This is a genomic window from Nostoc sp. DedSLP03, assembly GCF_034530815.1.
Classification (GTDB): Bacteria; Cyanobacteriota; Cyanobacteriia; order Cyanobacteriales; family Nostocaceae; genus Nostoc.
Window position 1 is genome coordinate 60,491 of record NZ_JAVRCK010000018.1, and the last position, 15,257, is coordinate 75,747.

Sequence of the window (15,257 nt, forward strand, 5' to 3'; positions counted from 1 at the left end):
AAAATATCAAAAAAGTCAGAATTCAGGAGTCGGTATAACTTCTACTCATAAAAAGCAGAGATTATAATAATGCAAGTTAGCGTTCATCACAGCAGCTACAAATCATTACTTCCTACTGCCCACTCTTCCCATTTTCCTGACAAGAGCAAATAAACTCTGCAAACTGCTGCATTAGTTTGGGGTTACGCCAACCAGAATCAGCTTCTTCTTGCATCACTAAAAGGGCTTCTGTTGAAGTAAAAGCTCTTTTGTAAGGTCGTTCGCTAGTTAGGGCATCATAAATATCAATTAACTGAAATACTTGCGCTAGATAAGGAATATCATCGCCCTTGAGTCGATCGGGGTAGCCTGAACCATCCCAACGTTCGTGGTGATGACGAATAATCGGAATTACACCGCGCATACTGCGTAGTGGTTGGCAGATTTTTTCTCCAATCAAAACGTGCTGCTGCATAATTTGCCAATCTTCGGGAGTGAGTTTGCCTTTTTTTAGTAGCACAGCATCGGGAATGCCTACCTTACCAATATCGTGGAGATAACCACCCCACATCAAATCTCGAATTTGATAGCGTGTGAGGTTGAGGTATTCACCAAAAACTTGTCCCAGTTTTACTAGACGTTCGCAATGGTTGCCTGTATTGGGATCGCGACTTTCGATAGACATGGCAATGGAAAACAGTACTTGTTCGGCATGATCTAAATCTTCGTTCATACGCTTCTGCCGCACCAAGGACTTTACACGCGCTGCGAGTTCCACCCGATCAAAGGGTTTGGTGAGAAAATCATCTGCCCCAACTTCAATTCCCCGAATGCGCGATCGCCTGTCATTTAACGCTGTAATAAAAATTACTGGGATTAGCCTAGTCTGCTCATCCTGTTTAAGCAATTGGCACACTTCAAATCCATCCATTCCTGGCATCATCACATCCAGCAAAATCAAATCTGGTTGTTTTTGAGTTACCAATCCCACAACAATAGACCCACTGTCCGCCTCAATCACTTCATATCCTTCCATCCCCAAGAGGGCAACAGCAGTCATCCGGCTGGCGGCATGATCGTCAACTACTAAAACCTTCGGCGGATCTAAATCAAACCCATTCACTTTAGAACCTTTGGCTTGTAGTGTTCTAGAGACCAATGAATCATCATCACAATTAACATCGGATTCTATCCAAGAAAACATTGCTTGCCTATCTTCAAGCATCAGGTCTCCTTGAGATAAGCCTAAAGAATAACCTTCCGCATTTTGCGATTCCACGGCATGATTTGAACCGATACTCTTCACTGTGCTAATAGGGTTTGATCCATTAACAATTTTTTCTGTAAAGCCTGTATGGTTGGATTTCCATTGAATCACAAAGACACTCCAAGTTTTTGCACAAGTTAGTTAACAGTGTCAGATTTTAAAAACAAATTTAAGATTTGACTGTATCTGAGTCAGAATTTCGATATGGATTATGCATGATGTCAAGCTGGCGATGGAATTTTTCGCAGCATGTATCTTTTATGTTACGAACAAAGTGTATCTTTTTGTCAAATTTTTTGCTTCTAATTTCAGTATGATAAATTCTCGCAAATGTTAAATCAGGTTTTTTACGGAGGTTTTTTCGTTTTTTGGCGTCAGAAAGCGTTATATTTGGCTTCTTTATATCTAAATATCGGATTTGGACTTTCAAGTTTTTATAGTAATCATTGTAATCATTTGATATAAATGTTTTTACTTACTTAGTTATAGCAATATTCCATTACTGTTATAGACTATGTGATATTGAATACTAACATATTGATAAGCTATTTGACTCGTAAAAACTCGTTGAATTAGGCTTGCAGTCCATAGACGTAGCATATTGTATGATATTGTAATCAAACTACAAACTAGTTCCCATAAAATCCCTATCTTGTGTTCCCAACAACCACCTTTTTCGCCAATGAGAGGCAGGTTCTAAGCAAGAGGTTTCTTGCTCCTGTTGTCGCCGCCTGACTATGACTTCAGTTGGATCGCTCAATTGAGGATCGCGATAGGGAATAGCAGCACGAGTTAGCAAGTGTTCTTTTTCAACTTCTGAAAGGGTAGTGAGTAGAGAGTCGTCTTTAGACTCAGCATTTTGAGAATGTGTTGCCACGGTACCAGGCGATCGCCTTCCTACAGGTGGGGTAGAAGATATAACCAAACCAGCAGACAAAAGTGCTGTGCGTACAGCAGCAGCACAAGAATAGGTGGCTAATAAACCATCTGGATGTAAACACAATGAGAGTTGTTTAATAAATTCAACAGTCCATAATTGAGGACACTGTGGCGGTGAAAAGGGATCGAGGAAAATTGCATCTGCCCAGAAACCCGACTGACGTACTAGCGCGATCGTAGTTCTAGCATCACCAATCAGTAGCTTCGCTTTCAGGCAAGGTGTTTGCACTTGATGCTCAAAAGCTAGCTTTTTCAAAATTTCAACATAGTTACAGTTCCAATTGTCGAACAACTGATGAGCGATCGCCGCTTGTGGCACTGCTGGATTCAGTTCTAAACCAATTACTTCAACACAACAACTAGGATTCACTGCCCAAATTGTTTGCAAAGCAGCAGCTGTGTTATATCCTAGACCATAACAAACATCCAATAGTCGCAAGATCGGTTTTTGGGCTGCTGTAGCCAGTTGAGTAGGTTCCACAAACTTGCAAAAACTTTCCTGTGTAGCTCCATAATGGCTGTGAAAGGATTCACCAAACTCTTGAGAGACAAAGGTGAAGGAGCCATCTGCTGTTAATTTAGGTGTAAAATTCTCTATGTCTGACATTTAACAAAAAACTAAATTAGGACTTACGTAAGTGTCATATTTTTTTGATATAGATTGTCCAGAGTAAAAAGTCAAGAGTCCAGAGTTTTTTGACCTTTGAGCCTTGACCGAATAATGGGGAAATTTGGGATAATTAAGAGACCAAATGAATCAACTATCGAATCCATAAAACTAGAGTACGAGAAGAAAACAATATTTGATGAAAGATTAATTCAATAAAGGGTATATGAATAAAATAGAACTGGATAAAAAATTAAATGATGGAGAACAATGGGGGTATAAAAAAGAAACAGATAATGATGAATACTTAGGCTGAATTTTAATTAATAAACTCCAGAAGTTGACATTTACACCGAAGAGAGAAGATTACTTAGAAGAATACCTCTATTTAATCAAAATCAGAGAAGCCGAAAAAAGACAGAAAACACCATATCATGTACTTATCAAAGAACTACGGCGAGATGTTCATGAAAGCGGAGAATATGAAACAGGAGAGGACATTAGGCAAAAAGATAACTATTACTTTTCTTATATAGATGAATTAGAAAAGTTTATTGAGGAATTAGGATACAGCTTTGATAATATTAAGCACAGAAGTGAAATAGATGCACCTTAGTAGAATTAATTGAATCGATTCTGTAGTTTGGGTCGAACAAAGCAAAACCCAACATTACAGATGGTGATTTTTTGCGGCGATGGCGGCTAATTAAGAGCAATTATACTCGTCTTTGCCATCCCCTATACAAAAGAAAAATATCTACATTTCGTTAACTAAAGAAAGAGCAAGCTGTTTGGCAACTTAGTATTCGTTCCTTAACCCAACCTATAACCGATCGCTAAACTTCGGTATAAAAGATAATAAAGTCATCATTGGTAACGTTATCCTACAGTACAAAAACCTGATTAGCGCGATTGCAACCGATGACACTGCCACCATCAACCAAGCACAAACGTAATAAATCGTATTTGTGCCAGTTGCGTAAGTCCTTTAAGATAATGCCCAATTCCCAATGCCCAATTCCCAATTTGTTGTTTCGCCAGCTTGGCTGTTTGAACATCTAGAAGATCCGCAAGTCGTTATAGTGGATTGTCGCTTTTCTTTAGCCGATCCACAACTAGGACAACAACAGTATCAAACAAGTCACATAGAGGGGTCATATTACTTAGATTTGAATCAGGATCTTTCCAGTCCAGTGGGTAAGCATGGCGGAAGACATCCTTTACCTAACCCTAATGATATAGCTAACAAATTGGCAGCGATTGGGGTAAATTACCAAAAAAGTTTAGTTGTAGCTTATGATGATTCGCGCTTTGCCTTTGCATCTCGTCTCTGGTGGCTGTTGCGCTATCTAGGACATGAGCAAGTAGCAGTACTGGATGGCGGCTTGGCTGGATGGCAAAAAGCTGGATATTCTGTTACAGATGTTATTCCTTCCCCTCGAATGGGTACGTTTGTCCCTCAAGTACAAACAGAAAAGGTGGTAGATATTACAACGGTGAAAAGCCGGAAAGATAGCCATGAGGTAGTATTGGTCGATTCAAGAGAGAGCGATCGCTACCGAGGCAAACGAGAGCCAATCGATCGAATTGCTGGACATATTCCCGGTGCAGTCAACTATCCCTGGCAAGAAGTTACAGACTCTTCCGGCTACCTAATCCCTCCAGAAGAACAACGCCGTCGGTGGGAAAAGCTAAAAACAGCCGAAGAAATATTGGTATATTGCGGTTCTGGCGTTACTGCTTGTGTGAATTTACTTTCTTTAGAATTAGCTGGTATTAGCAAGGGTAAACTTTATGCTGGTAGCTGGAGTGATTGGATTTCTTATTTATAGTCATTAGTCATTGGTCATTGGTCATTAGTTTTTAATAAAGGATAAATAACAAAGGACAAATGACAAATGACAAAGGACAAATTTCAAAACCCACCTAATTGCAAACCATAATTAATACTGAAGAACCAGCCGTCAAAATCAATGTTTTCGGCGGTTGAACTACCTAAACTTACTCCAGCCTGGACATTCATATAAATGGTATCGGATATTTGGTAATTTAAGTGTCCGAATAGCCGATAAAATTCGTCTTCTCGATCGCGCTGTGTAAAGTCTGATAAACTCATTTGGTAGTCAATACCAACCTGAAGAGGCTTTTGCAAGTAGTAGTTTAGAGATACCCAAAAGGTATTGATTATCCGATTACGACTTTGGGGATCGGCAAAATTTACACTCAACTCGTAGAAGCTATCTAGGGTTAATTTTGAAGTTAAGGGATCTCGGCGTCCCAAAGATAGCTGTAGGGAATTTTCATTTAAAAAGCGATCGCCTGCTTTGAAGCTATTGGGGAGATCGCTGCTGTTGGCATAAAATAACTGTTGATTGCTCCAACTGATTTCTCCATACATCCGTTGGGATAGCTGCTGGTAAAGACTGAGATTGAATCTCACCTGATTGTAATGATATTGTGACTGATTTATATAACGAATCAGATTGCCATCGATTGAGCCATTTATAAAAGTCTTAGATCCTAAAGGAAAATATGTAGAGGCTAATGTCAGTCCAGAAATAATTAAACCATCTTCTATGGGACTATCATTTGATGAAAATATGTTATTCGTTTGGAAGTAGCCGACACGTCCTTGTAGATAACCGATAGGTTTAAACTGAGGTACAGGTTGTTCTGTTGGTGGTGGTAGCTGTTGTTCAAGGGGTTGTTGTTCTAGGGGTCGTAACCGCACCCGTAACCCCAATTCGCGATCGCTATTAGATTCAAACGGTTGTTTTGGCGATCGTAGCAGTTCTATCAACCTCTCTCGCCTTTGAGAATACTCTTTGTCAGGTAAATTTAATAGTTGCTCCTTAGAGTCTGAAGGAGATATGGGCAAATTATTTGGTGGAGATTCTAGCTGTGGCGGTTCATTTTGCTTTTGAGTATCTATAGGTTCTTCGGTTTGATCTGGGATTTGAGTCGTTTCTGGTGTTTGCTGTGCCAGATTTAACGGCATCCGAGAATCTAAAGTATGTGACTCACTCGACAGCTTGCACAAAGAGTTAATTGCTTTTTGCTCCAACTTATGACATAACTGCTCATGAGTTAACTGTGTAGTTGCTAAATGATTAGAATGCAAAACATCTGTAATTGCAGATTCTGCCGCATTTACTCTAATGCAACACCAGCTTGCACCACTGGACGTTAACAAAATACAAAAAAACAAATTTTTCCAGTTCTTGAGTCGCATCTGGTTAGATCGCATTGATTGCGTTTGGCAAATGTAGACCCACAAGCTGTATCGAAAGTTCCGACTACAAAGATACAGTTGATTGCATCTATTTTAGCTTTGTAGGTATATACTGAAACTACAAACTAAAATTACTGCTTTTCGGATTTTTCCCTAGATTTTTTTGTAAAACTGAGATGCTCCGATAAATTGCTGTTTAAATTTTAGTGAAATACAGCTAGTGGGTAATTTAACAATAAATTTTTAGAAAATTATTGTCCCTCATAATTAACGATCCTCTAACTGAACTGATTATAAAGGATTATATGTAAGGTACTTCTGCTTTAATTATTTATATCAAATGCTAACTTTTAAATATGCTACAAAATTTATTGTAGACAATTTTCTTTTCAGCAGGAAAAGTTAAATCAACTAAATACATATAGTAATTAGTAATCCAATTTGGTTCATGAACTTGCTTACATAGATAAGAAACAGGTAGACAGAAAAAAAGCAATAGATGTGTACTGAGTGTTTTCAAAAATCAAATCTGAGTCATTTATTTCAATCATTCTCTATTTTATGCATTAAATCTAAATTAAAGTTTAAAATAATTTACCTAAAAAAGTCTTACAACAATTAGCATTAGCTTAAAATTCAATTTTTATGATATTAGTTGAAGGTCAAAATTTCTCAAACTATGTTTTATAAATCGTTTCCATTATTAGTGATTGGTTTATGGGGACTTATAGTACTGCCTTTGCCAAATCGGGTAAGTGCTACAACTCCTCTAACGCGAGCAGAGATTCAAAATCTCCGCAACATCGTACAACTGATACCCAAAGATAAATTCAAGAAACGTCCTGCACGCAAATTAGATGCAATGACCCCTGGAGACGGGCTGTCAACTGGTCGAGCTTCTCTCGCAGATTTGCGTTTTAATGATGGCTCTTTGGCACGAGTTGGAGAACAGGCGTTATTTCAATTTTTGCCGAAGACTCGTGACTTTAAACTGACAAATGGGACTGTGTTGTTGCTCATCCCACCAGGAAAGGGGCAAACACGTATACAAACACCAAATGCAGCAGCAGCAATTCGTGGTTCAGCATTATTTGTCCGCTACGACCAACAAACAGACACCACAATTGTAGGTGCGCTAACAAATAGCGGCATTGAAGTTTCTAACAAGAAGGCTTCTCAAACTCAGGTGTTGGAAGCAGGACAAATGGTGATTATAATTAAAGGCGAATTTCAAAGATTATATGATTTTGATCTAAGAAATTTTTATGAAACGAGCCAGATGGTTCGGGAACTTGATTTGAACAGGCAGAGTCCTGTGCCTACGCCCGATCCTGCAATTACTAGTGTTCAAGCCGAAACTGCTGCGGCTTTGAAAGCACAGGCACCGATAAAAGGCGAGGGAGTAATTGAAAACCCCTCTTTTGTGCAGCTAACTCCACCAGTTGGCCAAACTGAGAAATCACCTAACACCTCAACTGCAACTGAGAAATCACCTAACACCTCAACTGCAACTGAGAAATCACCTAACACCTCAACTGCAACTGAGAAATTACCCAACACCTCAACTGCAACTGAGAAATTACCCAACACCTCAACTGCAACTGAGAAATTACCCAACACCTCAACTGCAACTGAGAAATTACCCAACACCTCAACTGCAACTGAGAAATTACCCAACACCTCAACTGCAACTGAGAAATTACCCAACACCTCAACAAATCCAACACCTGTAACCTCGACAGATCCAACACCCGTCACTCCAACACCTGTAACACCCGTAACACCCGTAACTCCAACACCTGTAACCTCAACAGATCCAACACCCGTAATACCCGTCACTCCAACACCTGTAACCTCAACAGATCCAACACCCGTAATACCCGTAACACCCGTAGTACCCATCACTCCAACAGATCCAACACCCGTCACTCCAACAGATCCAACACCTGTAACACCCGTAACACCCGTAACTCCAACACCTGTAACCTCAACAGATCCAACACCCGTCACTCCAACAGATCCAACACCTGTAATACCCGTAATACCCGTAACTCCAACACCTGTAACCTCACCAGATCCAACACCCGTCACTCCAACAGATCCAACACCTGTCACTCCAATACCTGTCACTCCGACACCCGTAACACCCGTAACTCCAACACCCGTAACTCCAACACCCGTAACGCCAGTAATACCTGTAATACCAGTAGTACCTGTAACACCAGTAACTCCAACACCTGTCACTCCAACACCCGTAACACCAGTAACTCCAGTAACTCCAACACCCGTAACACCCGTCACTCCAACACCAGTAACTCCAACAACAGTAACTCCAACAACAGTAACTCCAACACCCGTAACACCAGTAACTCCAACGCCAGTAATACCTGTAACACCTGTAACTCCAAGTGACTCTCCAAGTACATAAAAATTGCTAATTGGGGTAAAAAATGCTACGCAAAAGGCGAAGACAGTACGTTTTGTCGTAATTTTGCCTAATTCCTGTGGAACTTAGCTGCTCCAATGCGGTAGCACAGACTTATGCTCGATTAGGGGCAGAACTATACAACTGTTAACTACTGCTTTTACTGCCGCCAAAGCAAAAAGTGATATTCCCTACGACCATATAGCATCTGCTAACGCTAGATTAAATCAAGGACAGGACTTACACAGCGTTCACCGGATATCCTTATATAGTTCAATCAGGTTCTGTGTGTAAGTTCCCAGGAACTCACTTGTTGCTAAAGAGAACATAAACTTATGACTTTTGATTACGACCTGTTTGTAATTGGTGCGGGTTCTGGAGGTTTGGCGGCTTCCAAACGAGCGGCTAGCTACGGCGCAAAAGTGGCGATCGCTGAATATGATTTAGTTGGTGGCACTTGTGTGATTCGCGGTTGCGTTCCCAAAAAACTCATGGTCTATGGCTCTCACTTTCCCGAACTGTTCAGTGACGCTTCAGGCTATGGCTGGAAAGTAGGTAATGCTGAGTTTGACTGGGAATATTTCATTACATCTATAGATAAGGAAGTTCGGCGACTATCGCAACTGCACATAAGCTTCTTGGAAAAAGCCGGAGTAGAACTATTTTCTGGTCGCGCCACATTGGTAGACCCCCACACTGTAGAAGTTGATGGACGTAAAGTTACAGCAGACAAAATTTTAATTGCTGTTGGTGGGCGTCCTATCAAGCCAGATTTACCAGGCATGGAACATGGCATTACCTCCGACGAAATCTTTCATCTAAAAGAACAACCAAAACACATCGTTATTATTGGCGCTGGTTATATCGGCACGGAATTTGCTTGTATTATGCGCGGTTTGGGTTCTGAGGTGACACAAATTACCAGAGGTGAAAAGATTTTAAATGGTTTTGATGAAGATGTCCGCATAGAAATTGAAGAGGGTATGACGAACCACGGAATTCGTTTGATTAAGAATAATGTGGTGAAAGCAATTGAACGTGTCCCAGAAGGGTTGAAACTGACTTTATCAGGGGATGACCAAGAACCACTAATTGCCGATGTGTTTTTAGTAGCGACCGGTCGGACTCCCAATGTAGATGGATTAGGTTTAGAAAACGCTGGGATTGATGTTGTGGCTAGTTCTATCGAAGGGCCTGGATACCCAACCACAAATGCGATCGCAGTCAATGAATATAGTCAAACTAGTCAACCGAATATTTTTGCTGTTGGCGATGTCACCGACCGAATCAATTTAACTCCTGTGGCTATTGGCGAAGGTCGTGCCTTTGCTGATAGTGAATTTGGGGATAACCGCCGCGAATTCAGTCACCAAACTGTGCCTACAGCCATATTTTCTAGCCCAGAAGCCGCAACAGTCGGCTGGACAGAAGCCGAAGCACGAGAAAAACTTGGTGATGCCGTCAAAATTTTTCGTACTCGCTTTCGCCCTATGTACCACAGTTTGACTGGTAAGCAAGAGAAGACAATGATGAAGTTGGTAGTTGATGGCAACACTGACAAAGTTCTAGGCGCTCACATGGTAGGTGAAAGTGCCGCTGAGATTATCCAAGGTGTGGCGATCGCAGTCAAGATGGGCGCAACTAAAAAAGACTTTGATGCTACTGTGGGTATCCATCCCTCATCCGCAGAGGAATTTGTCACATTGCGGTAATAAGAGTTATGGGTTATGAGTTGAAAAAATAAACTCATAACTTAAAACTTAAAATTTATAACTTCTCACTCCTAACTATTAACACTCTTGGACTACATATATCTTCACGGATTTGCTTCTAGTCCTAAATCTGCCAAAGCGCGGGATATAGGCGATCGCTTTACCCAAATTCAGACAAAGCTGAAAATTCCCGATCTCAATGCTGGCGATTTTTCCCAATTAACAATCACTCGTCAGCTCACTCAAGTTGCCGCAGAATTCAGCAATCACTCTACACTAGTAACACTCATTGGCTCAAGTTTGGGTGGTTTGACCGCTGCTCACCTGGGACAAAAAAATTTGCAAGTGCAACGCTTAGTTTTGCTAGCACCAGCTTTTAGGTTTTTATCTCATTGGTTGCCCAAGCTAGGAGATGAAGAAGTACAGCGTTGGCAGCAAGAAAAATATATCATGGTCTACCACTATGGGGAGCAGCAATTAATTCCTTTAAGTTACGATTTCGTTACAGATGCTGCCCAATACCAAGAAAAGCTTTTGCAACGTCCTATCCCCACGCTAATTTTGCACGGAAAAAAGGATGAAGTCATTCCGATAGAAGCTAGTCGCGACTTTGCGTGTTCCCGTCCTTGGGTGGAGTTAGTTGAACTCGACAGCGATCACGCTTTGGGTAATGTTATGGAAGAAATTTGGCAGGCAATTCGCCTCTTTTGCCAATTACCTTGAAGTTGTAAAATATTAAACTCACACATAAATAATGTCCTTAGTCATTTGTGCTTTGTTAGTCACTAATGACCAATGACTAATGACTAATGACTAATGACTAAAACTATGCTTCCCTTCATCCGGTCAGATTTAGCCCAATTCAGTGCCTATAAACCTCATCCTAGCAGCGATACAGCCAATTCTGTTGCCACACAGTTCGATCGGTTAGATACAAATGAAAGCCCCTACGATTTACCTCCTGAGTTAAAAGAGAAGCTAGCGTGGACTTATCAGCAAGTAATTGAAACAAATCGTTATCCTGATGGCGGACATGAAACACTTAAGGATGCGATCGCACAGTACGTTAATCAGTCAGCCGACCTCTCATCATCCTTATTTACTGGTGCCAATATTTCTGTTGGTAATGGTTCAGATGAACTAATCCGCTCTTTATTAATCGCCACCTGTTTAGGAGGAGAAGGGTCAATTCTCGTTGCCAATCCCACTTTCTCGATGTACGGGATTTTGGCGCAAACTTTGGGCATTCCTGTAGTGGCGGTGGGGAGAAATGAAACAAATTTTGAAATTGACATAAGCGCCGCACAGTCTGCGATCGAACAAACTCAAAATCCTCCGATTCGCGTAGTTTTCGTAGTTCATCCCAATTCGCCGACTGCTAACAGCTTAACTGAGGCAGAGTTAGCGTGGTTAAGAAGCTTGCCACACCATATTTTAGTAGTAATTGATGAAGCTTACTTTGAATTCAGTCAAACTACCCTAGTAGGTGAATTAGCACAGCATACTAATTGGGTAATATTACGCACTTTTTCTAAAGCTTTCCGATTGGCATCTCTCCGTATTGGTTATTGCGTTGCCCATCCCGAAGCGATCGCCATTTTAGAAAAAGTTCGCTTACCCTACAATCTCCCCAGTTTTTCCATAGCAGCTGCCTTAGTTGGTTTACAAAATCGTACACTCTTGCTGGAATCAATTCCCCAGACCTTGAGTGAACGAGCTAAACTCATCGAAATTTTATCCCAGCAACCGGAATTACAAATTACTCCAAGTACTGCCAACTTTATTTTCTTGCGTCTTAAACCAAATGGCTTTAATTCACAAGAAGCTGCTTTAAAAACTTTCCACCAGAAACTTAGAACACTCGGCACTCTTGTACGGCACATTAGCGGAGGATTACGAATTACTGTCGGAACGATAGAAGAAAACGCCCGCACCGTTAATCAAGTAAAAGCTGCTTTGGCAAATTTATCATCTTAGCAATTTACTTAGTAATTAAACCTGCTATTTACCTCACTGCCCAAACGGCGTACTACTCCCACTGTTTGTGGCAGCACACCTACTAAAAGAGCAAAAGCAACATCCGGCAAAAGAGCCACTATTTCTGGTGGAAAGTATTGTTCAAATTGATCGAGAATCTTCTGCACTCGCTGCCCAGGCAGTGGATTTTCTGTAATTTGTTTGATCAATCGAATCCATTGTCGCCTAATCAAGTAAGCCTTCTGGCGTTCTTCATTAGATTCAGGAGTTAATAAAGAAAGATTACCTATGGGCAGTGCCCTTTGGCAATCACAATCGTAATCCCCACCCACAGCAGCCCCAGGCCCAGCAAACTCTGCATGGTAGCGTTTAAAGAGTATTAATCCATTTCGCCTACGACTATTGACGATGAAAACTTCTCCACTGTGCAAACGTGTAAGGATATCCGAGCCTTGCGATTGCTCAGTTCCGTCTGACATGACAACAGAGTCAAGGAAAGTAGTTTCAGGGTAATAAGTTGATACCATAGAGGTCTGATAGCGTCGATGCTGTTCGCTATCCATGTTTTTTAAACTTTTAATGAATGTTGTTGTAGTATGCACTTCAAAACGGAACTAGCTGTTATATCAAATCAAGTTTTTGAATTCTTTTATTATCAAGACCTTTCTGGCCAATCTAACCAACTAAAAATAACAAGATATGGGCGTTGTTTCAGTAATTGAGTGATTATATTTTATGAGATATAACTAGATTTGTCTGTAAACTATACGAGTGTTTTCTTAAAGTTTTTATAAAGATGAATATATTAATTACAAAGTTTTTATGAGGAAGTAATGATTTCTTTCAACGCGATTTCGCTTATCTTCCGATTATAGTCTATTTTCATCTATATTGAAGCTTTCAAAAATTTGTTAACCATAAATCCCAAAAGCTAAGTTTAACATTTTTTAATATTAAAAATATTTACCAAAAAGATAATTTGTTTATAGGGATGAGGGGATTTTTCGTAAAAAGTTTAAATTAAATATTCTTTTGAGAAAAAATTATCAAAAGCTATTTAAGAAGCAAGTAAATTAACAAACATGTTTTAGTTTTAATAAATTAAAACTCCTATTTGATTGCGTGAAAAACTCAGTATAACTCAAAGAGCGTTCTTTATCATTAACGTGAGTTCGATGAACCTCTCCCTCCCAGCCTCCCTCTCCGAAACGGAAAGGGAGGAGCAACGAAAAATTCAGCTTTTTGCTCCCCTCTCCGTGTCGGAGAGGGGTTGGGGGAGAGGTTAAATAAGACTTGTCGAATTCACGTTATCATTAGCTCTTCACTGCTAAATGAAGTAAATCCTGGAAATCAAAGCAGATTTATCTGGATATTTAGATAATATTGGCTAAATTTATAATTAAACCCCGTTCATTTTAAAAGCTAGAGTTCTTAAAAAGAGTATATTATCTAGTCCTAGCTTGAGTTTCGAGCTTTCTCGAAGTCAAAATAATTATGGTTCTAAAGATAGACGTGGTTTAGCTTAGTTTGTGTTTAATTACCGCTATGAGTTACAGATTTTATTGAATTAATTGGAATGGAATACAAAACTTGAGAATTGCCAAAATAAAATTCAGAGAATGGAATCAGCACTCAGGCGCTTGTGTAATAACATCTGGCTTGAGCGTCTTAGAAGAAATGTATTCCAATTAGATTCGACTTTATGGACTCGATATCCCAGCTTGAAATAAAGCTGTCGTGCTTCATGGTTATTTTCTAAAACATGGAGATATAAGTCTTGAAATCCCCACTCGCGAGAGACTTTTTCACAGCTAGTAAGTAATCCTGAAGCCACACCATGTCTACGGTATTTTGGGTGAACCGCTAAATTAGATAAGTAAGGAAAACCTACACCAACCTCACTCCATGAATCACTACTGTAGCGTACACCCATTTCCACACTCCCTACTAAGTTATTAGCCTCACCAGTAGTAACTTCAAGGGCAACTAAGCACAGATGACGGGGCGCAGGTGATGCCATCCGATGCCTTAAGTCTTCGTAAATACCCAGACGTAGCAACGGAAAAGCCCATCCCCATATCCCATTGTGGGAGTGAAAGCTTTCAGTAATAATTTGGGCAACATCAATCAAATCAGCAGGTGTAGCTGTACGAATTTGGAATTGGTAGGAAGCTGGATCGATTGGCTGTTGGTGGTATGGGTGAAAAAACCGATATTTCAAGGCTAGTTTAGTATTGATTTTATTCAACAAAAATTTTCTCAAATATCCTAAAACAAGATTTAAACTAAATCAGAACTTATAGAGTTGCCCAGGAGATTTAACTGAACCAATATTGCTAATTCGCTTTTTCTTGTAGATTAAACAAATTTTACATTTTAGTTTGGAGTTTTATAACCTGCATTTTTGAAAGAGTATTAGAGGATGAATAAACAAGTATTTTTCATCACATCAAAGCCTTGGAAACCTAACCCCCCTAGCCCCCAACACTCACGAGGGAATGGGGGTTTCAAAGCCTTTCTCCGCTTGCCTAACGGCAGGCTGACGCCGACGGGGAGAGGTTTTGAAAGGGGTTTATAGTATACTTTACGACTTTTCAAACATCCTGTTAGGAGTTACAACTTCATAAATCTATTTAAACTCAGTATATTCATTGCATACCTTCTTTTAGGTAGGCAGAATATCAAACTGATTACCACAAAACATCTCTAAAGTGATAGAGCCTTCAGCAAGTGGGCAGAGGAATAGCATAACTTATCTGTAAGCAGCATCTCCAAAATTGTTAAGTAAGTACACTATTGGCAAACTCTGGTTTCAAACTACCCTTGGTTACAGTACTGAACTTGTTTTTTGCAGTTACCGCACACTGGTACTACTTTGCTACTAAGTCCTAGAAGTAAGCTGTACAGTTACTGTGACAAGAATCTGTAAGGTTTCCTAATCCCTAATCTCTAACTCCTCAACCACTACCACTTGTCTTAATGATAGTTCTGATTGCTAAATTAGAAAGAGGTATTTGTCTAATAGTATACTTTGGCTTTAAATCTTATTGTTTTAATTTTGCCGACTCTACCATGACTACCATAAATAAAATTTACCTGCAAGTGTTATTACAACAACT

Annotated in this window: 11 protein-coding genes; 6 read left to right on the plus strand and 5 right to left on the minus strand. The window is 40.0% G+C overall.

The window, feature by feature from the left end; all coding sequences use genetic code 11:
* Positions 1 to 112 precede the first annotated feature (112 nt).
* Together RM368_RS11300 and RM368_RS11305 are read right to left on the minus strand one after the other, a co-directional pair.
* A complete protein-coding gene (locus RM368_RS11300) occupies positions 113 to 1,357 on the minus strand; it encodes a two-component system response regulator (RefSeq protein WP_322694156.1) in 1,245 nt (414 codons plus the stop codon).
* A gap of 511 nt (positions 1,358 to 1,868) precedes the next feature.
* Positions 1,869 to 2,792 carry a tRNA (5-methylaminomethyl-2-thiouridine)(34)-methyltransferase MnmD gene (locus RM368_RS11305; RefSeq protein WP_322694157.1) on the minus strand — a complete coding sequence of 308 codons (924 nt, stop codon included), beginning with the start codon at positions 2,790 to 2,792 and terminating at the stop codon, positions 1,869 to 1,871.
* A gap of 340 nt (positions 2,793 to 3,132) precedes the next feature.
* Between RM368_RS11305 and RM368_RS11310 the strand changes: the two genes are divergently transcribed.
* Together RM368_RS11310 and RM368_RS11315 are read left to right on the plus strand one after the other, a co-directional pair.
* Positions 3,133 to 3,408, plus strand: coding sequence for a hypothetical protein (locus tag RM368_RS11310; protein ID WP_322694158.1), 276 nt, complete (start codon positions 3,133 to 3,135; stop codon positions 3,406 to 3,408).
* A gap of 394 nt (positions 3,409 to 3,802) precedes the next feature.
* On the plus strand, positions 3,803 to 4,624 hold the full coding sequence (locus tag RM368_RS11315) for a sulfurtransferase (RefSeq protein WP_322694159.1): 822 nt from the start codon (positions 3,803 to 3,805) through the stop codon (positions 4,622 to 4,624).
* Between the two features lie 83 nt (positions 4,625 to 4,707).
* Here the strand turns inward: RM368_RS11315 and RM368_RS11320 are convergent, their stop codons facing one another.
* The gene (locus RM368_RS11320) at positions 4,708 to 6,024 is read right to left on the minus strand and encodes a hypothetical protein (protein ID WP_322694184.1); all 1,317 of its coding nucleotides are present in this window, start codon (positions 6,022 to 6,024) and stop codon (positions 4,708 to 4,710) included.
* Positions 6,025 to 6,703: 679 nt separating this feature from the next.
* Between RM368_RS11320 and RM368_RS11325 the strand changes: the two genes are divergently transcribed.
* From RM368_RS11325 to RM368_RS11340, 4 genes are all read left to right on the plus strand, one after another.
* Positions 6,704 to 8,452 carry a FecR domain-containing protein gene (locus RM368_RS11325; protein ID WP_322694160.1) on the plus strand — a complete coding sequence of 583 codons (1,749 nt, stop codon included), beginning with the start codon at positions 6,704 to 6,706 and terminating at the stop codon, positions 8,450 to 8,452.
* Between the two features lie 332 nt (positions 8,453 to 8,784).
* Positions 8,785 to 10,161: a glutathione-disulfide reductase gene (gene gor, locus RM368_RS11330; protein WP_322694161.1), complete on the plus strand. Its 1,377-nt coding sequence runs from the start codon at positions 8,785 to 8,787 to the stop codon at positions 10,159 to 10,161.
* 87 nt (positions 10,162 to 10,248) lie between these two features.
* Entirely contained in the window at positions 10,249 to 10,884 is a 636-nt protein-coding gene (locus RM368_RS11335) for a YqiA/YcfP family alpha/beta fold hydrolase (protein ID WP_322694162.1), read from the plus strand.
* 105 nt (positions 10,885 to 10,989) lie between these two features.
* On the plus strand, positions 10,990 to 12,138 hold the full coding sequence (locus RM368_RS11340; protein WP_322694185.1) for a histidinol-phosphate transaminase: 1,149 nt from the start codon (positions 10,990 to 10,992) through the stop codon (positions 12,136 to 12,138).
* An 8-nt stretch (positions 12,139 to 12,146) separates the two neighbouring features.
* On the opposite strand, the gene RM368_RS11345 is transcribed toward RM368_RS11340, so the two are convergent.
* Both RM368_RS11345 and RM368_RS11350 read right to left on the minus strand, forming a co-directional pair.
* Positions 12,147 to 12,701: a hypothetical protein gene (locus RM368_RS11345; RefSeq protein ID WP_194043947.1), complete on the minus strand. Its 555-nt coding sequence runs from the start codon at positions 12,699 to 12,701 to the stop codon at positions 12,147 to 12,149.
* 1,049 nt (positions 12,702 to 13,750) lie between these two features.
* Entirely contained in the window at positions 13,751 to 14,389 is a 639-nt protein-coding gene (locus RM368_RS11350) for a GNAT family N-acetyltransferase (protein ID WP_416212229.1), read from the minus strand.
* Positions 14,390 to 15,257: the final 868 nt, after the last annotated feature.